The sequence below is a fragment of the Microcystis protocystis FBCC-A270 genome (assembly GCF_050500235.1).
Lineage (GTDB): Bacteria > Cyanobacteriota > Cyanobacteriia > Cyanobacteriales > Microcystaceae > Microcystis > Microcystis ichthyoblabe_A.
This window is the reverse complement of record NZ_CP191407.1, coordinates 2,724,424-2,746,842: the sequence shown is the minus strand read 5'-3', so window position 1 is coordinate 2,746,842 and position 22,419 is coordinate 2,724,424. Positions and strand designations below refer to the sequence as shown.

Sequence of the window (22,419 nt, the reverse complement as noted above, 5' to 3'; positions counted from 1 at the left end):
TATCTAATTTTTCCACAGAAACATATCAAGCCTGACTAAACACTTTACACTATCTCGATTTCCATTGACTCTTGACTTTCCCATAGAGGTACTATATTAAGCCCCGATCATTTCTTCTTCAATCAATATAACCCGTCTAATCAACTATGGACAAAGACCTAGCTATCATTTTCTCGTTCACGAATTTCCTCGTATAGTAAGTCTAAACCGATCAGAACCTTCTCTCGATCGGACAAATCACCGATAATTTTCCGCACCGGGGGAGGGAGGACTTTCGCAAGGGTAGGAGTAGCGAGAATCTTGTCTTCCTCCGCTAGTTGCGGGTTTTTCAGCACGTCAATCACCTTGAGCGCATACACTCCCTGAAATTCCTCTTCTAGGATATTTTTCAGGGTTTTTAAGGCACGCACGGAGTTGGGGGTGTTCCCGGCGACGTACAGTTTTAAAACATAGGTTTTTTTAAAGACGCTCATAGGTTAAGATCAAAGGGGCTGGGGATAGGAGTTTATTGTTATTTATTGGGGAGATTTTAGTCTATTCCCAATAATAAATCATAAGGGATATCCTCGCGAGGTATGGAACGACGATACATTTCCCCCAAGTGAGCAAGGATATCAATGAGAGCGAGACGATAATCTAGGAGAATTTCCTCACTTCTGCCTTCTAATTTTAACTGTTGGGAAAATTCGTCCATTAACTCCATGTGAATTTCCAGAATTTGCGACACTGAGAGATCGGTAAAAAAGACATTATTAACCAACTCATCGATCGCTTGATTAATCGGATAATCCTGTTGGAAGTAATTTAAAATAATCTCCCGATAATCTCTTCTTAATTCCCGCAGTAATTCTTTTTTTTCCTCCGGGGCAAGATTGCGATAGAATAGCTGCGGGTTGCGTTTGTAGTAAACACCTAAATAGCCGAGTCTTTCTTTTAATTTTTCTGCTAAACGGCGCTGTTGTAGGAGGAGAAAACTGTGATTATTTTCCACGGGATTCGGTTGGTTAACAATCGTAGTACGCTCGGAAAAAGAGCAATTAGGAGCTAAATGGAGAAATCGAGCGATCGCTTGGTCGATGACCGAGGTGATGCTGTCTAATTCCTTGACGGTGATTTGTAATTCGGCACTATGATAGAGACAGGTGGGAGAGTCATTCATCTCAGGAGCGATGTTCTTGTCAGCGACAATGATCACTACTGGCAGTAAAATCCCCCCTTCGTAGAGTTGATTAAAAGTCGGCTGTAGGGAAGGATGAAAGACCACCAGCAAACAATCGATTTTTTCCTTCTCTGCCTCGATATTAGCCAATAGTTCGCTAGAAGATGACCCCAGGGTTAGATTATACCGTTCATTAGCCAATAAAGCCGTCAAAGAATTAACCAGCCCCAGAGGTGAACTCACCCCCGTTAAGGGTGAGTCCGTTGGGACAAAAGCATAAATAGTCAGTCTCGGAGGCAACGTTTTCTCACCCGCAAGGTAGATAGAAATTGACAAACAATAGGTTAGGCTTTCTCTGTTGAGAAGACAACCCCCCGCCATCAGCTAAGGGAAGTTAAAGGTTAACTTTGCTTTTTGGCAGTGGGTATCGTAGTTAATTGTAATCAATGGAGCGGTTCTCTAGATGAGCGAGCGTCATAATCAAGATAAATTCAAGTTCTAGGACGACTAATAGTTTGGCCATCAGTTTGTTAATTATGCCCTAAAGTTACCGCCACCGCCCCTCCAATTATCCCCATGCCTAGCGTTACCCTCAGTCTCCATCACTTTAATCAATCCGTCACTGCCTGTGAATTAATTATTGACAGGGCTAGTCTTTTAGATTTAATTAACATCGGCAATCCAGAAGCGATCGTGGTGGTGGATGAGAGGTATTGTCCCCTAGGACTGATTGAGAGTCAAGCCCTGATCGCTTACCTCCTCTATCAACAGCAGTACCCCGAAACCAGAAACCCCTCCCCCAACTGTCTGGATCTGAGCGGTTGGCTGCGTCCAATTATCCCTCTTAACTCGCGCATGGCCGTGAGTGAATTTCTGGCCACCCTGACGGGAGAAGCGATCGCAAAAGCCCCTATTTTAGTCGATGCTCAGGGGAAACTGTTAGGACGCTTAGACACGGGCAAACTTCTCCAATTTTGTCTCGGGCGTTCGATTCTCGATGATCCCCCCCCGCGGCTCCGCATCAGCGATCGCATTACCCCCCCCCGCAGCGATCATCCTCTGGAATTTCTGGAACAATTACCGCTGCCGGTGCTGCTCTACAGTCCAGAAGCAGGGATTTTATACCAAAATCAGGCTTGGTGTCAACAAATCGGGGCAGCTTTCCCCGCTAATATTGATAAATCTCCCTTTGCTTTGGTTAATGACCCCCTAACCCTCCCATCCCCCACTCCCCCCCTGTTTCCCCAGCGTCTAGAAACAGTGACATCGGGTTTAACCAAGACTTGGCGCCTGTTGTCCGTGCCGTTAAATTTAACGGATAATTATCCTTTGATCGAGAAAGCTTCAGAACTGTGGTTACTGTTAGCCACCGATATCACCGAACAACAGCAATATTGTCAGGAATTAGCGGTTAAAAATGCCGATCTAGTCCATTTAAATCGTCTTAAGGATGAATTTCTCGCCTGTGTTAGCCATGAGTTTAAATCGCCCCTCACCGCCGTTATCGGTCTCTCCAGTCTGCTCCGGGAACAAAAAATCGGTGAACTTAACCCCCGACAGTCCAAATATGCCGATTTAATCTATCGCAGCGGTCGCCAGTTGATGGCTCTGGTCAATGATCTCCTCGATTTAACCCGCCTAGAGACAGGACAACTACAATTAACTTTATCTAGAGTCAAAATCAATCGCCTCTGTCAACGGGTGTACGATATCATCGTCGATAAGTATCCCCAACGTCTTGATCTCCCCAGCAGCTATCGTCTTGACATCGAATCGGGGTTAGATTATGTCCTGGCCGATGAAACCCGTTTACAACAGATGTTAGTGCATTTGTTAGATAATGCGGTAAAATTTACCGTTGATGGCGGTAATTTGGGCATTAAAGTCAATCGTTGGGAAAATTGGCTGGCTTTTACCGTCTGGGAAACGGGGATCGGTATTCCGGAAGAATCCCAGCATCTGATTTTTCAGAAATTCCAACAGCTAGAAAGTCCTTTCACCCGTCAATTTGAGGGCGCAGGTTTAGGTTTAGTCCTCAGCCAAAAATTAGCACGCTGTCACGGTGGCGATCTATCCTTTGTCTCCAGGGCCCGGGAAGGTAGTGAATTTACTTTACTACTGCCGGTTCATCCCCAAGGTGCCGAGCAGGAGTCCGCTACTCCCCAGCGTCTGGTGTTGGTGGTGGAAGCTAATCCCCAAGTGATCGAACAGTTTGTCGATCGCTTGAGTGAATTGGGATTAAAAGCCATTATCGCCCGTAGCGGCACTGAGGCGATCGAAAAAGCCCGGCAGTTAAAACCCCGTTGTGTTTTTCTCAATCCCAATCTACCCCTCTTGTCCGGTTGGGATGTGTTAACGCTGCTGAAATCCCATCCCCAAACCAAAGATATAAAAGTTATTGTCACCGCCGCCGATTCCGAGCGCAACCGCAGTCAACAGCAAGGGGCCGATAGTTTTCTGGTTCCGCCGATCACCTCGGCTGCGCTGCAAGCTTGCTTAAATCTGACCGTTTCCCCCGTTCCTAGCCGCAAACGGCGCACTGCTCCGACTCTGCTGCGTTTACACGGTCATTATGCCCCCAATTTCTCCGATTTATCTTCCTTTAGCTGGATTTGGAATAATCAATTAGTTCGGGAGAATTATCGTTTTATCGAGGCCGATAGTTGCGAACAGGCGGAACTTTTAGCTACTGTCTGGGAGGTGGACGCTATCTTAATTGATAGTTCGATCGCAGAAGATTTATACTCTTATCTGCAAACCTTGAGCGAGTCGGAAACCCTCGCTAATTTACCCCTAGTCACCCTTGATGTGGCTGTCACCGAGGTAGCCAATCAAATCCCCGGTTTAGCCGTTTTTCCCTGTTTGGCCCCCCCAACGGAAAACCGCGTCGAACAGCTATTAAAGGTGATCGAGACTGCTGATCTGGCTTTTTCTCGCCACAAAGAACAGTAAAGGCAAGTCAGGCAAGTCTTGGGAATACAAGCAATGTCGATGCTCTAGCCCGATTTTCCCCAGAAGTTGGCGCTAAAGCGTAACTACAAACCTTAACTCAACCTAGAGATTATTAACTCAATTTTCTCAAAAAAATCGACCAGCCGTTAGGTGAGAAAAAGAGAAGAACCGAGAACATTAACGCACCCTACAAATTAAGATGGTGCGTCACGGCGCGATCATAATTTAATTATTAACAAATTTCCTTTAAATACGCGCCTAACACACCCTAGAAGCTGATTTAAGAGAAGTAGAATCCTTTATTTAGTCAATAAGTTAACATATAATTGAGTTAAGACATTCTCATTCAACGATTTTCCCTATGCCACAAGCTCAGGAACCGAACGATAAAAATTATGAAGTGGAGCGTCAATTGAGGAGTCTTAATCGGCGCCTGGAGCGTCTGGAAGATACCCAAGTGACAGGAAGAGAGCTAAACCGGAGTTTTGATCGGATCTATGAGGAAATTGATCATCTTGAAGATAAAGTTGATCGGCTTCAATCGAATTTTGAAGAGTTTCGTGATGAGATTAACCAAAAATTAGATACGATTTTACAACATATTACGGGGATCAATTAAATGGTGATTACCAGATTGACAAAGATTGCTGCGGGGGTTATTGGTTGAGAGATGAAGATTAACGATGGTATCACTCCCTAGTAGTGACAGTATCGGTGCGAGTGCCGATTTAGCAGTGCGAGAGAAAATTGTTATAATAACTAAAAAAACTCACTACACCAGTCTCAAGGAGGAAAAGATGTCTCAACTCTCTATTCAATCAGATCTGGTCGAGGATAAAATTCAGGCTAGGCTCGTTCATCGCGTCGCCTCAATTATTGATTATTTTATCAAGAATGAGAGCTTATTAGAAGATTTAAATAGAGACGAAATGGTTGCGTATTTAATGAAGTTACTAAGCCAAAATTTTTCTTCTTCAGAATTAGAAATGATGTCCGATGAAAATCTAACTCAGAAAATTAGGGAAGTTTTGGGAGTACAAGCAATGGCGGGAATGCTGAAGGATTTAACTGCGGAACAAATGGCAGAGTTTGACGCAGTGATCGCAAGTTTTAGACAAAAATATTAAATAGTCGTGGGTTATCTACTCGATACTAACATCGTCACAGCTATTCTCAAAGACAACCAAGTAGTTGTTGAGAAATTAAGTGAAGTAAGACTACAAGGAAATGATGTTTTTATAAGCTGTATTACCTATTTAGAAACTGAGGCTGGATTATTAGCAGTTAAAGCAACGAATAAGTTAGCAAGATTTCAGGATTTGTGCCGCACTGATTTAAGAGTATTGTTATTAGATACAATGGAAATTGTCCATGAAGCCGCAGCAATTTGTGCTGATTTAAGGCGCAAAGGAACCCCCATACAAATGGCTGATATTCTCATTGCAGCAACAGCTATTAGCCATAATCTCATCCTCATTTCTGATGACTCAGATATGCTGAGAGTTCAGAGATTAACCGTAGAAAATTGGCTGCGATGATTTAGGGAGATAAGCTGTTCATCATTTAAATTGGTATTTGAGGTTGCGGGGGAGCAGGGAGAGAGTGAGTTTCGCAGTTTGCTTTATAACATCCTAATACCCAGTTTAAATGCGCTACAGCTTAATACTATTATATCCTTGATTTCCCCTCCTTGAGGAGGTGGAGCGGGTCGGGGAAATGTCAAATCTTATTACTGAAACAATTAGGCTGAAACTAATTCAAATTTAACCTTTATTTTTAGGGCTGTAGCGATGAGATTTAGCAACAAAAAAGAGTTTCCTTCATAGTCAGCATTTTCTAAGGCTTCAATAATAGATTCATCAGTATTAATTAATTCTGCTAAAGCTTTTGTTGAAAGATGATGTGTTTCCTTAATCTTAAATATTTTTCTGGCTACTTCGTCATCAATACGAGCCTTTTCTAATTCTAATTGACGTTCTGGATTATTAGCATAATAACGTTGGTAAAGAATTTGTAAGCCATCGGCTGTCGTTTGGTGTGTATTCATATCAACTCCTGAAAATAGGTGTGTAATTCGGGATTTTTTTCAAATTTAGCTTTGTTTTTAATTGCTTGCTCGATTTCCAGTGGTAGAACTTCTTTTTCTTTAATTATACCATGAGAAATGACCACAGCTTTGTTTTTATAAAAGAAATAAAGAATTCTATAATTTATTCCTTTAAAATTAACTCTCAATTCATAAATTTTGTCCCGCAAAAAGTCTGCTTCTGGTCTGCGTAATTCATATCCTAGTTCTGCCAGTCTTTGTAATTTGATAAAGCATTTGTTTTGAGCTTTGCCAGGAAGACTATCAAGCCATTCTATAATTGGTATATTACCTCTTTCATCTTGGTAAAAAATAAGTTGTATTTTTGGCATATTAAAGCTTTTATATATGTGAGGTTTCTAACAAATGATAAATTAAATAGTGTCAAGTATCGAGTTCCCCAAAAGCTGATGTTTCCGTGAGCAAAACCCCTAAAATTAGACTTGATAAAAGACCTGAGATCGTTATATTCTACAGGTAACAAGCTTTTAAACGAGAGAGCCACGCCCCACGCACCAATTATATCATTCATTCTACCTGAATATCAAACAGGAACTAGAAACCTGTTACTAGGGAGAGATTACTGCGGGGGGGATATTCGGTAGCAGTTAAATAATCATAATAAAAACCACTCCAGACACAGTGGCGGCTCTTGTCGGGTGCGTTAGTGATAGCGTAACACACCAATTTTCTTAAGATGGTGCGTTACGGCGCGGTAATAGTTTAATTATTAACAAATCTCCTTTAAATACGCGCAAACACGCACCCTACAAGCTACTAACAAGGCTCATTTTGACTCGTTGATTAAGGGCAGTGGCAATTTTTTGTAGCATTATTAGGGGATTGTCTTGATAGTCAGCGTCTTCTAGATCTTCAATAACGGATTGCTCAACATGGATTAGGTCGGCTAGTTGTTGTTGAGTTAATCCAGCATTCATACGAGCGTCATAAATCAATTGTGCGATTTCTGAGTTGAGGGATTCTAGGGCAATTTGTTCTTTGATTGTGGGATCGTCTGCAATCATTTGGTGAATGATTTTTACGGCATCTGTGGTTTTAGGCATTGTTTATTTCTCCTTGATAAGTATGAAGTTCTGGATTTTGTTTAAATTGTGCTTTTCTTTGGATAATTCTCTCGATGTCTTGTGAGGGAACGGCGGAAGTTTTTTTGATAAGAGCATGACCAATAATTGCTATATTTTGACCATGATAAAAATAGAGGATTCGATATTGTATGGTTCCCTGTTTGGCTCTAAGCTCCCAGATATCATTTCTGAGATAATCGGCAGCAGGGCGGCGCAGTTCATGACCTTGTGCGGCAAGTTGTTCGATTTTGGTTATACATTTGGCAAATCCTTTTTTATCAGTTTTGAGTAATTTCTGAAGCCACTCAACAACGGGTGAGATGCCTTCTGCTTCTTGATAAAAGATGATTTTTGTCTTTGGCACGTTTCTTTTGAAATAGTATGCGATGAAAAATCAATAAATGTAATCAGGTGATGGTGATGGGTATCGAATTGCTGGATAGCTCATAACCTCGTTGAAAAGAATTATGCGATCGCCCCTTGTTTATCCCCTAAATTAAACTTAGAAATTCCGCGATAATAGACATCAACATCGTTAAGTATCGAGTTCCCCAAAAGCTGATGTTTACGGGAGCAAAATCCCTAAAATTAGACTTGACAAAAAACCTGAGATCGTTATATTCTACAGGTAACAAGCTTTTAAACGAAAGAGCCACGCCCCACGCACCAATTATATCATTCATTCTACCTGAATATCAAACAGGAACTAGAAACCTGTTACTAGGGAGAGATTGCTACGGGGGGATATTCGGTAGCAGTTAAATAATCATAATAAAAACCACTCCAGACACAGAGGGCATAGTGGCGGCTCTTGTCGGGTGCGTTAGTGATAGCGTAACGCAGCAATTTTCTTAAGATGGTGCGTTACGGCGCAATCATAATTTAATTATTAACAAATTTCCTTTAAGTACTCGCAAACACGCACCCTACAAGCTATCAAAAGAGTCAGGCTTATCCAAAGAATGGACGATTTTATGGATTGGATTAGGGAAAAAATCTATAAACTTCTCTTCTGTGTAAGAATCGACTAAAGATCAGTTCATCGTTAATAATTGCAACACCAATGCGATAATCTCCTATTTTGATACGATAAAAACCCTGATAACCTTTAAGCTTTTTGAGGTTTTTTATATCATCCAGTGTTTGAGCTAATTTGCATTCATTGACAACAGTTTTGATCTCAGATAATAGTTTTTGATCTTTAATTTTTCTTAAGTCTTTGGAAAATTTAGCTACAAATTGAATTTTCATTCAGCTTCTCCATTGAGAATAGCAAAAACTTCTTCTTCTGGAACAAATTCACCATTTAATCCTTCCATAATAGCATTAGCTAAACCAATATCTTCTAAGGCTTCGATAACAATTTCATAAAATAGTTCCCGTTTGTTTTGCATCATTTCAATGAGGATTTCGGTTAGGATTTCTTTGGTTTTTTCTTCGGTAATGATCGATGACATTGCGGTTAGTCCTTTGAATTATGAATTATGAATGGGGAGCGAGGTAACAGGTAACAAGCCAGAAAATCGGCGTACTTCATGACTTTGAATACCGCTATATATATTACAGGTTACAGTAACCCACCATGTCAAGTTGGCTGGTGCGTTACATTAATATTAACGCACCTTACGAGATCGGTGATCGCTGCTTGTTTGAGTTGATCGATGAGAGCATTATCATTCACAGATTCACTATGTAATAAAACTAGGTTCGTTGTCGAGGCTCTAGCCCGATTTTCCCCAGAAGTTGGCGAATTCAGCGCAACTACGAACCTTAACTTAACCTACAGATTACTACCTCAATTTTTTCCAAAAAAATCGACCCGCCGCTAGGCGGGAAAAAGAGAAAAATTGAAAAAAGTAAAAAAGGGTAAAAAGGGTAAAAAGAAAATAAGGGTTACAGAGTCCTCCCAGCACCGCACACCACCCGAAAACCGTAGTAGTTGAAGAAGTCGTCGCGGCGGGCCTCCTTGAAGCGGTAAGCGGAACGGCAGCGATCTGGAATGGTGTACCCAGAACCGCCCCGCAGTATTCGATAATCATTATCATTTGTCAGCCAAGCACTGCCATCTTTTGGCGCATTCTCATAGCTATCATGCCCATTGTCTTCGCACCACTCCCAAACATTGCCACTCATGTCATACAGTCCCCAAGCATTGGGCTTTTTCTGGCCAACAGGATGAGTTGTCTGCCGAGAATTTCCTACATACCAAGCGTAATCTCCTAACTGATTAGCATCATCACCGAAATAATAGCGAGTAGTTGTCCCCGCACGACAAGCATATTCCCATTCCGCTTCTGTCGGTAGGCGATAGGTTTTCCCTGTTATTTGACTCAATTTCTGACAAAAGGCTTGAGCATCGTACCAACTAACCTTTTCTACCGGATTTTGGGGATTGTTTTGAAACCAAGAGGGATTTTTTCCCATTACTGCTTCATATTGTGCCTGAGTCACAGGATATTTGCCAATAGCAAAACTGTTTAATTTAACTTGGTGTTGAGGCTTTTCCCAACTTTCAGCATCGGGATCGCTGTCAGGAGATCCCATGAGAAATTGACCTGCTGGTAAGCCCACCATCTCCAGTGTTACTCCATTGGGTAGTTTCTCTGTAATCGGTTGAGGACGAAATTGAGTAATATACTTTGCACGGTTATAACTTGCATTTTTTACTCAAAGACAATAATATAGTTCAAGAGTCATAATTAGAAGCAAAGCACTCATTAAAAACATGATTAACCTAGAATTCACGGAAGAAGAAAAGAACTCACTGTATTATGAAAGATTTCATCATCCTCATCCCCGGGTTCAACTGAAGATGGAAGTTCTCTGGTTAAAAAGCCAAAAGATACCGCACAAAAAAATTTGTCAGTTAGCAGGAATCTCGCCAAATACCTTATTAACCTATCTTCGAGATTATCAAGAGGGCGGAATAGAAAAATTAAAAGAAATCAACTTCTATCGCCCTAAAAGTGAATTAGAGTCTCAAAGAGAAACACTCAAAAAATATTTCGAGAAAAATCCACCAGCCACAATAAATGAAGCTGTATATAGAATAGAAGAATTGACAGGGATAAAACGAAGTCCTACCCAAGTGAGGAAATTCTTAAAATCCTTGGGAATGAAATGTTTAAAAATAGGTTCTCTTCCTTCTAAAGCTGACCCAGATGAACAAGAAGACTACAAAGAAAAAAAGCTAGAACCCAGACTAAATGAGGCTAAAGAAGGAAAAAGGGCTGTTTTTTTTGTTGATGCCGCTCACTTCGTCATGGGAGCATTTCTCGGTTTTGTTTGGTGTTTTGAGAGACTTTTTGTTAAGTCACCGAGCGGGCGTAAACGCTTCAATGTTTTAGGAGCATTAAATGCAATAACTCATGAAGTTATTCTAGTTACTAATGACACTTATATTACGGCAACTCAAGTCTGTGAACTTCTTGAAAAAATAGCTGCTTTAGGACTAATGATTCCCATCACTCTAGTCTTAGATAATGCCCGCTATCAGAAATGTAAAATTGTTGAAGAATTGGCTCTTTCTTTGTCAATAGAGCTACTCTATCTGCCGTCTTATTCGCCTAATCTAAATTTAATTGAAAGGCTGTGGAAATTTGTCAAAAAGAAATGTTTACATGGTAAATATTATGAAAACTTTTCTGACTTTTCTTCAGCCATTTATGAATGTCTGAATGATGCCCATCTGAAACATAAAAAAGAACTGGATTCCTTGCTGACTCTACGATTTCAGAAGTTTAATAAATCTCAGATTATGAACGTCTAAAGTATAGACTGACATGAAGAAACAACACTAGCGACACTCCCGGCTGTAACTAACCCCAACTGTCTTAAAACTTTACGGCGCGACCATCTTTTTGACATTTTTTCAAGCCTCCTAAATTTTTGAAGTAGGTGAACTATGGGAATCTTAAGAATTAGTAAAGTGTAGGGTGGATTAGGCGGTTACAAATCCCGTCAAAAAACCAAAATTAATAATCCGCCGTAACGCACCAATTATATGATTAATTCTACCTGAATATCAAACAGGAACCAGAAGCCTGTTCCGCGGCAGTGGGAGTTAGGGGTTGCTAACAGGGGGAACAGTGATGACAAAGCGGATAATAGTTCCGATAACTGCTGTTGCCAAGATGGTGATTAATGCCCAAATTTTGGCTTTCTGGGAGCCTTTAATCTCTTTTAAATCACCTTGTAAGGTGTTGAATTCTCCCTGTAATGCCTTGAGGTCTCCCTTGACTTCGGCCTTAAATCTGACTTGAACAATCTTCATGTCTGTGACATCTTTCTGGAGCGCGTCTAGCTTCTGATTGGTCTCTTTAAGATTCTGATTAATCTGGTCTAGGATTTTTCCTAAATCGGTTTCGATGGTGAGGCCGCTCATGGGTTAGACTCCTAATTAATTGGTGCTGTTGTTTCTGACTTAGATTTCAGTGTTTGAACAAATTGTAAAACTTTTTGTTGCTTTTCCGGTGTCAGTTCTCGCCATTGTTTAAGTATTTCTTCTTCTTTACCCATAAATACCTCGCTCTTGAATTATGAATTGTTTGGTTTTGAGCAAGGCTCATTAATAAAAACCACTCCAGACACAGAGGAAACAAAGATCATATCATTTTGGGTTTGCGGTGGACGTTGTAGAATAGAGAAAACCTACTACGCTGATAGATACCATGCCCTCTCCTGCTATTACCACGATCATCAAGATGGTTGAGTCTCTGCCTGATGAGCTTCAAGAGCAGTTAGTAGAGTATGTTCGAGCTTATATTGCAGAAATTGAAGAAGAAAAACGATGGGATCAGTCGTTTAAACAGACGAAGAATAATCTAGTCGCAGCAGCACGGAAAGCCAAAGAAGATATTGCGGCAGGATTGTCCGCACCGATGGATTATGAGCAGCTATGAATTCCGCGACATTGCCCTCATTTTGGCAGAAGTATCGCGACTTGAAACCAGCAGTCAAAGCCGGAGCCAAGAAAGCATATCGGTTATGGGTAGAGAATCCGTTTCATCCATCGTTACATTTTAAGTGTATTGACAGCGACGAAGATATTTGGTCAGTGCGTGTAACGAAGAGTCATCGAGCTTTGGGGGTACTGTCAGGGGATACAGTGACCTGGTTTTGGATTGGCGATCATGATGAGTACGAAAAGTTTTATTCGTAAAACAGAGGAACTACAAGCCTATTCCACTCGAACTTTAAAAACCCCCTTGCCACTCTCCTATACTTTTTAAACAGTATTTAGTATCACTCCCTCATAATGACATTCGATAAACTAGATGGCATAGCGACTTTTTTCGGAAGTATCAAAGTGAGCAAGCGTAATTTTTTTGGCGAAGAGAGAAGTTTTTTGCGGCAAAAAAACAGAACGTTGCCGGAAATATTCGCCAAAATATTGACGGTAGAGAGGACAACTGACTCGGCAAAACTTACCTTGTCGGTGAACCAGTCCGAGACTTTCTAGGTGAAAAGCGGCAATTAAGTCAATTTCTATGTCTTTTTCCGCCATCACCACCTTAGCAAAGATAGCCGCTAAATTGCCCTTTAAGTATTGCAGATGCCACAGTAAACGTTTAAGATGGTCTGCAAAAATATTATTTTCCTCGCCGATAGAAGTAGCTAGAATGGTTTCTAGGGTACAATCACCCCGAACAATATGATAGCAAGCAAGACGAATTAAATAGGGATTACCCCCTAGAAATATCCGTAATTTTTCGGAGTCAAAATTCTGATCTAATCCCTGTCTTTGACTTAATTCTCTTACTTGTGCGCTGGTAAAATTAGGCAATTCGATCGGTAAACCAAGACTAAAAGGAGATTGATAGGTATCTGAGGTTTTATCAAGCTCCTGTGCAGGGGAATAGGCAACAATTAAACGTAATTTTTGCCAGAGGGGTTTGTTTTTGCCTTCCTCGTGCCAGAGGTGCAGAATACTAAAAAATTCTTCCCTTAGCTGTGGATAGGGGAAAAGATATTCAAGATCATCAAAGGCAATCACTAAAGGTCGATCGAGATGGGAGAGAATATGCTTTTCTAGATAGATTTTACAGTTAATTTTACCCCCTAAGAATTCATCCCAATCCTCTGGGAGATGATTATCTAAATCTAACTGGCGACTAATACTAACACAAAGCCAGTGCAGCCAGTGATTTAAGTCTTGAAAAATTGATCTTTCTGCTAACCGAAAACTGAAATAAAGCGTATGGTATTGCTGTTGTTGTGCATAATTAATAATTCTGGTTATCAGGGAAGTTTTTCCCATTTTTCTGGCCGCATTAATCCGGATCAGACTGCCTCCGCGCAAGATCTCTTGATAACAAGTCTGTTCCAGATTGTTTCTGTTAATATAAAAGGGGGAATTGAGGGGGACTTGTCCCTCTGGTAACTCAGGCAATAGTTGAGGATTAATAGTATCAGTTTCTGGTAAGTTAGGACGATAATAATCGCTATTTTCTAGAGTTAAATTAAAAGCCTGAAAACAATGTTTTAGGGTTTGTTTATCCACTCCCGATTCACAAGCAAATACCTTCATCAGAGTATCTACCCCTAAAAGAGTTTTCTCGCTGAGGACTTCTAGGGTGAAACGATGACCACGGTTATCCCGATATTCCGCTTCTTGTTTAGCAGTAAGTATTTTTTCTAGTCCCGTGGAGGTGAGGATAACCCCGCGTCTGCGGCGCTGTTTTTCTGGTTTTTTCATGATAGTTTTTCCCTGTCCTGAACTCAAACTCTGCACCCCTAGAGGTTTTGAGTTTCCTATAGACTTCTCCTCAACAGGGAAACAATCGATTCCGTAATTTTTGCCGACATTCCGCACATCTTCATATACTTGTATATATTTTTACATTCCCCAAGATGTTTTAACGAAAAACCTTCATTGTAGAAACTACTATTGAGAACATTTTCAATAATTGGTTGTTTCTGGGAAAGAAGTTTACAATTCTTTACATTGATAAAAATCGATGATTGTAGCTATAATCCTTACTGGCAAAGGGTTGTAAGCAATATTTGAGTAAAATCATTAATTGAATGTTAAGAAGTGCGGAAAGTGGGTCACTGGTTTAGCGATGGAGAGGATCGGGACAATAACCAGGACTCTCTTGGATTTGGTGGGTAAAATGTATTCTAAGATACATTCCTCCTAGCGAGGGGGTGGAACGAACCACACAGACACAAAGGACACAAAGATCGATCGCTTCTATGGTAAGTTAAGCTGATCACACAGAACCTAGAAGAGCCTAACCAGACCACTTATTTTCTTCTCCGTCTGAGTTATTTCTGGGATAGGGGTAAATCTTAGCCTACTTGCTGACGATAGCTATTCATTTCTAGGCTATCTTCCCCATAAAGATCCTCAATGTGTTGATGACAGCAATCGATCGCAAATTGATCGAATTCTCCCGGTTCAATTTGATACATTTTGGCAAAAATATCGGGTTGAACACGACAAAATTCTGGTCTCTGGTCATAAATGGTACAGAGACGGGTTTGGTGATCAAAGTTTATGCACCAACCATCTTCCCCCACCATGCTGAGATATTGACTTAATTGTGCGGGAGTAAGATATTCTTCTAAGTCAGGACGCTCATCGGGATTTAGTTGACAACAAGCTCCACAATTTTTAATACATTTCCAATTGGCCATATAACCGGTGTGCCGCGATGAATTAATCCTAGTACCTACTGACTAGCTTACTAGCAAATAGTCCCTATTTCCCGTTCCAGCAGCAATTACCCTCAATAGTTTTAATCTCAACCTGCGATCGGGAGTGAGAGCTTGACGAGGCAAGAATCTAATAAAATGGGCGTTGTAAGGGTCGAACTTACGGCATCCTGCTTGTAAGGCAGGCGCTCTACCACTGAGCTAAACGCCCGAATCAATTTCGTATTTTCTCAGTATAACATATATTTTCAAAAAAGTATATTATTTTTTTGAGCGAGTTAATTTTTTTCCGATGCCCTCTGGTCGAACTCACGATCGCATTACCCTAATTCTGTTGCCACCGATTGCGGGGGCGAGTTTTTTGGTCAGTGGCAGTGGTAATTTAACCCTATTACTGTTGGCCAGTTATTTGTTTAGCGGATTCCTGTTTGGGCCAGATCTGGACATCCACTCGGTACAATACAAACGTTGGGGTTATCTGCGCTGGTTGTGGCTACCCTATCGTTCTATGATCCGTCATCGCGGTTGGTTATCCCACGGTTTACTGATCGGCACAATTTTTCGGTTATTTTATCTTGGTAGTTTTCTTTTACTAGCGGCGATCGTGATCATTCCGATCCTGCAAAGTTTCTGGGGTATAGACTGGGATTGGCGACTGTGGCCGCAGCAAGCGATCGCATTATGGCAACAGTATCCCCGGGTAGCGATCGCTATTTTCCTAGGTTTAGAATTAGGAGCGATGAGTCATAGTTGTAGTGATTGGATCGGATCTGCCTACAAAAGTTCTCGAAAAGTGGCTCAAAAACCGGTAAAAAAGAAAAAACGTTAATAATCCCCGTCCACAATTTCTAATTAGCCTTACTTTGATATTCTTGCCAAGTTTTTGGACTGATAAAGAGAGTTCCTTTTTCTTGCTGGTCGGGGAACTGGATATAGTTTTTCTCTAGATAATCCTTGAGTTTTGGTGATTGGAGAAATTCCTTTTCAAATCGATAGAGGAAAACCAAATCTGGCTGTCTTTTTTCAATAACTTCTAGGATAAAATCCCCATCGAGATTCTGATTGAGAAATCTCTTTCTGGTGATGACAGCCGTTTCTGGGGGTGTTTTCAAGAAATATTTATATATGTAGTGAGGATTATCGGTTAACAGAAGTTTATCGGAGTTTTTAAATTTTTCAAACACAGCTTCTGCTAAAAGAGGTTTATACTTTTTATTATATTGAACGTAGGCATTAATTCCAGGATCACGATTGGTGATTATTCTTAAGGTATTAAAGAGAAATTGACCAGATAGGGGTAGAAAAATTAGCATTTTGAGAACTAATTTCTGGGTTATTTTTCGATTTTGCCTAAATTCTCCGAGGCTATCAGTAATTTTTAACTGTTCGACAAACAAGGCAATTATCCAAACGGCGGGAATAATTAAATGGATATAATAATGAGGCCAAATTGGGGCGACTGTAGCAAATCTGAACAGATTAGAACCTAACCAGACCAAGGGCGGTAAAAGTGGTATTATGTTGCGAGTAAAAACCATCGCTATAATAGCTATCGCTGTGACGATTAGATAAATTGGTTCGTACTGTAGGGCGCTTTGTAAGAGAGTCCATAAGGTGAGATTGTCTTGAGCGAAACTAGCGGCAACACTGACATGAGATTTAATAACATTTTCGTAGGAAAAAGGAAAAATAGTCAGGGAACCCAAGACAAAGACTAAAATAACAGCGACTGACCAAATAATAATATCAATGATTCTTTTAATAAAACTATTCTGTTGATTGAGAAAAATAATTAAAGCTACAGTTGGGATAATAGTAATCACCGAAAGTTTAATTTGCAGGGAAAAAACAAAAGCAATGGCACTGACTAAATAGAGTCCATACTTAAGCTTACCCATGGATTGAACGGCTTTAAAGATCATAAAAATACTTAAGATTGTAAAAAAAAGTGAGGGTAATTCCCGCAACATTGTCGTTGACAGGTTAATATACACTGGACAGGTTGAGAGAATGAATACTGATAAACAAGAGGCTAATATTCCGCAATTAACTCTCAGAATTAGATAAAAAATTCCTAACATAATTGTGGACAAAGAAAGCACCATAATGCGCGCCGCATGGATAGTAAATCCTGTCACGCTTAACCAACCATTTAGTAAAAGAGATAAACCCGATAAATGATCGTGCCAAACTTGTTCGTAGAGACGATAACCTTGTTTGGTGACGTAGGCAAGTACCAGAGCCACCGCTTCATCAAAATTAACTATATAGGGATAATCAAGCGGGACTTTCCAGAAAACGATCCCTAGGAAAAAAACAGCAATGGCAATTAATGCCATTAAATCAAAACGATCAGATTTCCTATTCATAACTTTTCTGGACAAGAATTGCTGCGTATCTTATCACAGATCGAGACATCAGTTAAGTAGATGGTTATAATTAAATTAAAAATGGATTTTAGGTTCGATCCCCCCTGCCCCCCTTAATCCCTATCCATTAGTCACATCTTTCTTAACATAAAATTTGACAAAAAGAGAAAAGTGTGCAAGATGGCTCAAGGGGGTTCTATGGGGGGACTAATTTGATGAGATAGTTTCCAAGTCTGGCTGATATCATGTAACCTTCGCAGTCCCAACCAAATAGTTTTAACACCTGGTTCACCGTCACCTTTTCTACCTAAAAACCCCCCAAGAGAAGCAATCATTCTGACCGCTTCTCGAAAGGAGGGCGGCTTTTCAGGTGGCGGACTCTTTTTATGAATAGTGGCACACAAAGATTGCCATTCATGTTCTTCCAAAAAACTTTCACAACTCTCCTCTCCGTGTAAGCGTGCTTGATAGGTTAACCAAAGTAATCTCCAAGCTACAATTGAATAGGTAGCTAAGGCCATCTCAATTCTACGACCCGTTTCTAATTGCAGTTTTTCTAATCCACAACCACTTTTTAAAACAAAATGATAGCGTTCTATTAACCAGCGATAACTATACCAGCGCACACAGGTTATCGCTGATTCAAAGCTACTAATGTCTAGGCTAGTTAAGAGGAGCCAACTGATAGGATTAACTCCAGGACGCGGATTTTCTTCTTCAGCTAAAATTACCTGTAATTTGACCGGTTGACGAGGGTTCGCTTTCGAGTGATGCTTAGGTACTTGTATTTCAAAACTGGCAAATCTAACTGTTAGTTTAGCTAGTCTAGCCTCGTGATTAGGATTGCGTTTTACTTGCACATCTAGGCTACCACAGGCTTTTATTTCTCTGATGGATTGATGTAAATATTTAGTCTCTGGATGCCCTAACCTTTGCTTGTCTTCGAGATAGTTAACTTTTCGGTTATGAGTTCCTCGAATTAATAAATGAGAGTTAGGACTTCTTGATTGGGCAAATAAATCAAATATGTCTGCCTCACAATCTCCGATTGTTACTACTTGAATTTCTTCGGGTATTTGTTGTTGTGTTTCTGACAAAGAATCTAACCATCTTTGACTTTCTTTTTCTTCGGTTTCTCTTTTTTTTCTTTGCTTGGCAATCCCTAAATTCTTTTCTTCTCTTGCCCAGACATATTGATTAATCAGTCCTAAAGGTATTCCTTGCGCTGACACTCCTAAGGTGGTATGAACTTTGAGACCAAAGGATTTTTTATAATCTAGATAACCCATTCCTTTTTTGGCTTTTTGCGTCGTAAAGTCTAAACTTGTTGTGTCTTGCACTGCCAAAACTATTGGATGTTCTTTGATTCTTTCTACTGTACTTTTGGCTTGGGCGGCAATTATATCTGAGGGGTGAAAATAGGGGGAATTCCAAAAGTCGTAGGTGGCACTCGCTGCGGCTAGATTTCCCGAAGCTTGTGGCACACTTGTACTAGGTTGGCTGGCCAAGTTTTCTACGATACTGATTAACCTTTTCTTTCTTCTGGTGTCCCCCAGGTCTGCATATTGTAATTCTTGGGCTGCCCATTTCTCCATTTTTTTGCTTACCTCCACCTTAATTCCTTCTTTCAAAACTATACCTATCAATCGTTTCCCCTTTTTTTAAGTTTCTTCTCTTTTTGTTAAGAAAGATCCGACTAATGGATAGGGGGGGTGCCGATCCCCCCTTAGTCCCCCCTTGATAAGCTATCCCTTATAGGGATCTTTCTTAACAATTTTTGCAGTAAGCACTCCAACCCTTATCCTGACTTGATTTCAGTTTTTTCTTTGTCAGTAAGGGTGTCAACAAGGAATATTACAAATTGTTAACCGAGTCTTGAAAGCCTTGTGCTACAAAGGTTTGAAATGTTAAGAAAGATGTGACTAAAGGACAGCCTTGATAAGGGGGGTGTCTGATAATTTTTAACGCCTACCTAATTATGGGTTAAAAAAGATAAAAAGATTACTTTTCGGAACTACGCCCTAAATCTTTAGATCTATGATAGGCCGCCACTACTGCCTCGATAATAGTTGAGCGAAAAGAGCCTTTTTCTAATTGTCTCACCCCAGCAATCGTGGTTCCCCCAGGGCTAGTGACGCGATCCTTTAATTCCCCCGGATGTATGGCCGATTCTTTTAATAGGGTTGCCGTCCCTAAAACTGTTTCTATGGCCAATTGAGAGGCGATCGCTCGCGGTAATCCGGCCGCCACACCACCATCGCTTAAAGCTTCCACCATTAGGGCCACAAATGCCGGGCCCGATCCCGATAATCCCGTTACCGCGTCCATCAAAGCTTCGGGAACTTCCACCACCGAACCGACCGCAGCAAAAATATCTCTAGCTACGGCCAGATGTTCCGGTTCCGCATGACGACCGGATGCGATCGCTGTAACCCCTTGTCCCACCGTAGCCGGGGTATTGGGCATCGTCCGGATTACGGGGCGATCGGGAAAGCCCATTTCTAAGCGATTGAGGGTAACTCCCGCTAAAATCGAGATAATTAGGGGTTTTTCGGGTATTCCTAGCAAACTATTCACTACTTGCTCTAAAGTTTGCGGTTTTACCGCTAAGATTAACACCTCAGTTGCCCTAGCAGCTTCCCGGTTATCCTCACTGACTTGCACTCCATAGGTATTAACCCAAAAGTTGCGCCGTTGGGACTGGGGTTCACTGACTAACACCGTTTCCGGACTATAAACATTTTTTTTTAATAAACGGCTGAGAATGGCCTCGGCCATCACTCCACCGCCAATAATTCCTAAACGAATAGACACAGTATTTTTTAAAGTAAAAAGTAAAAAAGAGAGATTTAGCTATCCTACCAAGAAAAAACGCATCCTCTCGATAAATTGATCGATTTCTAGCTTCGACAAACCTGACGAGAGGACTATGGAAAGATTCATTGAGCTAATCGACTGCTTTCGGCTGCCCAAGCAGGTGCGGAGGAAACGGGACGAGCCATTTTCGGGTTATCAGCGATATCGTGAATAGTTCCAGAAAGGGTGCTAACTTTAACGCAGCTGGGGGTAAACAGGAAAATACTCTCACCGATGCGTTCTTGATGACCATCAATTGCATAAGTGCCACCGGCGACAAAATCCACGGCTCTTTGTGCTTCTTCCGGGTCCATGACGTTGAGGTTTAAAACCACCGATTTGCGTTCTCTCAGGGTTTGGATAACTTGGGGCATTTCCTCGAAGGAATGGGGCTCGATCACGACCACTTCTGCATTATTGTTGTTAATACCTGGCATACCGATCACGTTGCTTCTGTTGAGTCCCATAGATGTGGCTGTATTGAGATTTAAAGGTTCGCGTTGACGACGATTAAGGGGTTCTTCTTCTTCGTTTTGATCCCTATCTTGGGGGGAAGACTTTTCCCAGTTCATTTCTTCGTAGTCGGTTTCATCTTCATCTTCCGGTTGTTCGGAGATACCGACAAAATCTTTGAGCTTGGTAAAAATGTTGTTCACAGTCTAATGTCCTTCAAAAGATTTTTTTTGGTGGTCTTGTCTAGAGTCGGGGTTATTTGGTGGCCTTTAACAATCTTTGCTCTCGCTTGGTACAGGGGAACTATTTTGTTAAGGGTTCGTCATTTTAGTCGTCTGGAAGCAGCAGTTAGTTCCCTCTTTTCAGTTATTAGTTATCAGGGGATAGTTTTCAGGGATTGGGAAAAAGTCAATTCCTCATTTCTAACCACCAGTTTCTAGACTAGACGCTGTAATTTTAAGATATATTATCACCAATGATTAAAATTTCTGGGGTTTTTTTCTGTGAATTTACGCAGATGGTTCAGTAAATGCGCTCGCCAAAAATGCCAGTTCCCACCCGGATCAAAGTGGCTCCGGCCTTGACGGCCAGAGGATAATCGTTAGACATCCCCATGGATAGATGAGGCAGGCATAAACTAGAGCTATTCTCGATGATTTGGGCTAAATCGCTGGTTTTTTCAAAGGCGGCTAACTTTTCCCCAGCCGATAATCCCTGGGGCAGAATTGTCATCAAACCCTGAATTTTTAGCTGTTGACAGTTGACTAAAGCGGGAAGATCTGCTATGAGTTCGGCCTTGTCCCAACCGAACTTATCGGGATCGGGGACAACTTTCACCTGTAGCAAAACTTGGGGATTAATCTCTAATTCTGAGGCCAGGCGATCGAGTCTTTGGGCTAATTTTAAACTATCGAGGGAATGGATTAAATCAAAAGATTCTAGGACTTTGCGCGCTTTATTTGCCTGTAGATGCCCAATAAAGTGCCAAGAAATATCTGGGAGGTCTTTTAGTTCTTGCTGCTTCGAGATTGCTTCCTGTAGCTTACTTTCGGCAAAATCTCTCACCCCTGCTCGGTAAGCTTGACGGATATAATCGCTTGATACCTGTTTACTGACGGCAATCAGACGCGTGCAGGGGGGTAGGGTAAGACGGATGGACTCGATACGACTAGCGATCGTCATGAACTAGACTGAAAAGGTTTGTTGATAAGTTTGGTTGAGACTGTTAAATTCTTGCACATTACTGCCCCGGCGCAAATTCCGCAGCCGGTTTTCCACTAAAAGACGAGCATCGGAACGACTAATCGGATCGAACGAGACTTTTTTGGGTCCCACCGTCACCAGAAAAAAAAGACGTTGGGCATAAAGAGTGGTGAATAATTCCCGATGTTCTTCTAATAGACACACTCTGTATAATAGACCGAAAGTAGGATGATTGAGATAGGTTTCGTTACTCATTCAAGCGATCGCTAAAGGAAAAGGATTGAGCGAACTAGAAAGTTTTTCCACAATAAAATCAAGCGGATGGCTCAAAAACAATTGATTTTTCGGGTGTTTCCCTAGCTTGATTTTACCAGAATCCTTCAATTACAACTAACGATGCCAGTCTATGTCATGATTTCCTGAGTTTTCACTTTTTCCCTGTTAACTTGGATACATTTCGGTGACAAGTTGTCACCATCAGAAATTAGCTCTGCTGCAAAAATCAAAGATTTTCCCTTTGCAGAGGAGACTCTGAGACAGGAGGATAAAAAAGACAAGAGACAACTATAATGCCCATAAAAGCTAAGATTATCTCAA

Annotated in this window: 26 protein-coding genes, 1 tRNA gene and 1 pseudogene; 8 read left to right on the top strand and 20 right to left on the bottom strand. The window is 41.1% G+C overall.

What is annotated here, in order from left to right; genetic code table 11:
• Positions 1-158: 158 nt before the first annotated feature.
• Positions 159-473 carry a circadian clock protein KaiB gene (kaiB, locus tag ACQY1X_RS13210; protein WP_002733742.1) on the bottom strand — a complete coding sequence of 105 codons (315 nt, stop codon included), beginning with the start codon at positions 471-473 and terminating at the stop codon, positions 159-161.
• Between the two features lie 56 nt (positions 474-529).
• Positions 530-1,459: a circadian clock protein KaiA gene (locus ACQY1X_RS13205; protein WP_002750903.1), complete on the bottom strand. Its 930-nt coding sequence runs from the start codon at positions 1,457-1,459 to the stop codon at positions 530-532.
• A gap of 276 nt (positions 1,460-1,735) precedes the next feature.
• On the opposite strand from ACQY1X_RS13205, the gene ACQY1X_RS13200 reads away from it, so the two are divergent.
• The 4 genes from ACQY1X_RS13200 (at position 1,736) to ACQY1X_RS13185 (ending at position 5,649) form a co-directional block, all read left to right on the top strand.
• The gene (locus ACQY1X_RS13200) at positions 1,736-4,111 is read left to right on the top strand and encodes an ATP-binding response regulator (protein ID WP_430014770.1); all 2,376 of its coding nucleotides are present in this window, start codon (positions 1,736-1,738) and stop codon (positions 4,109-4,111) included.
• Positions 4,112-4,472: 361 nt separating this feature from the next.
• On the top strand, positions 4,473-4,730 hold the full coding sequence (locus tag ACQY1X_RS13195) for a hypothetical protein (protein ID WP_002733843.1): 258 nt from the start codon (positions 4,473-4,475) through the stop codon (positions 4,728-4,730).
• A gap of 64 nt (positions 4,731-4,794) precedes the next feature.
• Positions 4,795-5,238, top strand: a complete 444-nt coding sequence (locus ACQY1X_RS13190) for a hypothetical protein (RefSeq protein ID WP_430012910.1) — start codon at positions 4,795-4,797, stop codon at positions 5,236-5,238.
• Between the two features lie 6 nt (positions 5,239-5,244).
• On the top strand, positions 5,245-5,649 hold the full coding sequence (locus tag ACQY1X_RS13185) for a type II toxin-antitoxin system VapC family toxin (RefSeq protein WP_002750899.1): 405 nt from the start codon (positions 5,245-5,247) through the stop codon (positions 5,647-5,649).
• A gap of 203 nt (positions 5,650-5,852) precedes the next feature.
• On the opposite strand, the gene ACQY1X_RS13180 is transcribed toward ACQY1X_RS13185, so the two are convergent.
• The 7 genes and pseudogenes from ACQY1X_RS13180 to ACQY1X_RS13150 all read right to left on the bottom strand — a co-directional run.
• Positions 5,853-6,158, bottom strand: coding sequence for a hypothetical protein (locus ACQY1X_RS13180; RefSeq protein WP_002732780.1), 306 nt, complete (start codon positions 6,156-6,158; stop codon positions 5,853-5,855).
• A complete protein-coding gene (locus ACQY1X_RS13175; RefSeq protein ID WP_002734817.1) occupies positions 6,155-6,529 on the bottom strand; it encodes a type II toxin-antitoxin system RelE/ParE family toxin in 375 nt (124 codons plus the stop codon). The genes ACQY1X_RS13180 and ACQY1X_RS13175 overlap by 4 nt, the downstream gene beginning before the upstream one ends.
• Positions 6,530-6,964: 435 nt before the next feature.
• Positions 6,965-7,261 (bottom strand): helix-turn-helix domain-containing protein, encoded by a 297-nt coding sequence (locus ACQY1X_RS13170; protein WP_002731911.1) that lies wholly within the window; start codon positions 7,259-7,261, stop codon positions 6,965-6,967.
• Complete coding sequence (locus tag ACQY1X_RS13165) at positions 7,254-7,646, bottom strand: type II toxin-antitoxin system RelE/ParE family toxin (protein ID WP_002775262.1); 393 nt, start codon at positions 7,644-7,646, stop codon at positions 7,254-7,256. Before ACQY1X_RS13165 ends, ACQY1X_RS13170 begins: the two co-directional genes overlap by 8 nt.
• 620 nt (positions 7,647-8,266) lie before the next feature.
• Positions 8,267-8,533 carry a type II toxin-antitoxin system RelE family toxin gene (locus tag ACQY1X_RS13160; protein ID WP_002734670.1) on the bottom strand — a complete coding sequence of 89 codons (267 nt, stop codon included), beginning with the start codon at positions 8,531-8,533 and terminating at the stop codon, positions 8,267-8,269.
• Positions 8,530-8,739, bottom strand: coding sequence for a hypothetical protein (locus ACQY1X_RS13155; protein ID WP_002733138.1), 210 nt, complete (start codon positions 8,737-8,739; stop codon positions 8,530-8,532). The genes ACQY1X_RS13160 and ACQY1X_RS13155 overlap by 4 nt, the downstream gene beginning before the upstream one ends.
• 436 nt (positions 8,740-9,175) lie before the next feature.
• Positions 9,176-9,889, bottom strand: a pseudogene (locus ACQY1X_RS13150) (formylglycine-generating enzyme family protein); the annotation flags it as partial.
• A gap of 118 nt (positions 9,890-10,007) precedes the next feature.
• Between ACQY1X_RS13150 and ACQY1X_RS13145 the strand changes: the two are divergent.
• Positions 10,008-11,051, top strand: coding sequence for an IS630 family transposase (locus ACQY1X_RS13145; protein ID WP_069474877.1), 1,044 nt, complete (start codon positions 10,008-10,010; stop codon positions 11,049-11,051).
• A gap of 294 nt (positions 11,052-11,345) precedes the next feature.
• On the opposite strand, the gene ACQY1X_RS13140 is transcribed toward ACQY1X_RS13145, so the two are convergent.
• Together ACQY1X_RS13140 and ACQY1X_RS13135 are read right to left on the bottom strand one after the other, a co-directional pair.
• Positions 11,346-11,666, bottom strand: coding sequence for a hypothetical protein (locus ACQY1X_RS13140; protein ID WP_430012909.1), 321 nt, complete (start codon positions 11,664-11,666; stop codon positions 11,346-11,348).
• A gap of 11 nt (positions 11,667-11,677) precedes the next feature.
• On the bottom strand, positions 11,678-11,800 hold the full coding sequence (locus ACQY1X_RS13135) for a hypothetical protein (RefSeq protein ID WP_002793566.1): 123 nt from the start codon (positions 11,798-11,800) through the stop codon (positions 11,678-11,680).
• A 152-nt stretch (positions 11,801-11,952) separates the two neighbouring features.
• Between ACQY1X_RS13135 and ACQY1X_RS13130 the strand changes: the two genes are divergently transcribed.
• Positions 11,953-12,183, top strand: a complete 231-nt coding sequence (locus ACQY1X_RS13130; protein WP_002733860.1) for a hypothetical protein — start codon at positions 11,953-11,955, stop codon at positions 12,181-12,183.
• Entirely contained in the window at positions 12,180-12,443 is a 264-nt protein-coding gene (locus ACQY1X_RS13125) for a hypothetical protein (RefSeq protein WP_002734998.1), read from the top strand. The genes ACQY1X_RS13130 and ACQY1X_RS13125 overlap by 4 nt, the downstream gene beginning before the upstream one ends.
• 111 nt (positions 12,444-12,554) lie before the next feature.
• Here the strand turns inward: ACQY1X_RS13125 and ACQY1X_RS13120 are convergent, their stop codons facing one another.
• The 3 genes from ACQY1X_RS13120 to ACQY1X_RS13110 all read right to left on the bottom strand — a co-directional run bounded on the left by ACQY1X_RS13120 (position 12,555) and on the right by ACQY1X_RS13110 (position 15,152).
• Positions 12,555-13,979 (bottom strand): AAA-like domain-containing protein, encoded by a 1,425-nt coding sequence (locus ACQY1X_RS13120; protein WP_430014769.1) that lies wholly within the window; start codon positions 13,977-13,979, stop codon positions 12,555-12,557.
• A 596-nt stretch (positions 13,980-14,575) separates the two neighbouring features.
• A complete protein-coding gene (locus ACQY1X_RS13115; RefSeq protein ID WP_430012907.1) occupies positions 14,576-14,923 on the bottom strand; it encodes a YkgJ family cysteine cluster protein in 348 nt (115 codons plus the stop codon).
• A gap of 157 nt (positions 14,924-15,080) precedes the next feature.
• A tRNA-Val gene (locus ACQY1X_RS13110) sits at positions 15,081-15,152 on the bottom strand.
• An 81-nt stretch (positions 15,153-15,233) separates the two neighbouring features.
• On the opposite strand from ACQY1X_RS13110, the gene ACQY1X_RS13105 reads away from it, so the two are divergent.
• On the top strand, positions 15,234-15,770 hold the full coding sequence (locus ACQY1X_RS13105) for a metal-binding protein (protein WP_430012906.1): 537 nt from the start codon (positions 15,234-15,236) through the stop codon (positions 15,768-15,770).
• 19 nt (positions 15,771-15,789) lie between these two features.
• On the opposite strand, the gene ACQY1X_RS13100 is transcribed toward ACQY1X_RS13105, so the two are convergent.
• The 6 genes from ACQY1X_RS13100 to pipX form a co-directional block, all read right to left on the bottom strand.
• The gene (locus tag ACQY1X_RS13100) at positions 15,790-17,310 is read right to left on the bottom strand and encodes an ArnT family glycosyltransferase (protein ID WP_430014768.1); all 1,521 of its coding nucleotides are present in this window, start codon (positions 17,308-17,310) and stop codon (positions 15,790-15,792) included.
• A gap of 185 nt (positions 17,311-17,495) precedes the next feature.
• Positions 17,496-18,905, bottom strand: coding sequence for an IS4-like element ISMae7 family transposase (locus ACQY1X_RS13095; RefSeq protein ID WP_430015740.1), 1,410 nt, complete (start codon positions 18,903-18,905; stop codon positions 17,496-17,498).
• 406 nt (positions 18,906-19,311) lie between these two features.
• Complete coding sequence (gene proC / locus ACQY1X_RS13090; protein ID WP_002733973.1) at positions 19,312-20,124, bottom strand: pyrroline-5-carboxylate reductase; 813 nt, start codon at positions 20,122-20,124, stop codon at positions 19,312-19,314.
• Between the two features lie 125 nt (positions 20,125-20,249).
• Positions 20,250-20,822 carry a cell division protein SepF gene (locus tag ACQY1X_RS13085; protein ID WP_002732272.1) on the bottom strand — a complete coding sequence of 191 codons (573 nt, stop codon included), beginning with the start codon at positions 20,820-20,822 and terminating at the stop codon, positions 20,250-20,252.
• A 319-nt stretch (positions 20,823-21,141) separates the two neighbouring features.
• Positions 21,142-21,801, bottom strand: coding sequence for a YggS family pyridoxal phosphate-dependent enzyme (locus tag ACQY1X_RS13080; RefSeq protein ID WP_002731914.1), 660 nt, complete (start codon positions 21,799-21,801; stop codon positions 21,142-21,144).
• A gap of 3 nt (positions 21,802-21,804) precedes the next feature.
• Entirely contained in the window at positions 21,805-22,077 is a 273-nt protein-coding gene (gene pipX / locus ACQY1X_RS13075) for a transcriptional coactivator PipX (RefSeq protein WP_002733869.1), read from the bottom strand.
• Positions 22,078-22,419 lie beyond the last annotated feature (342 nt).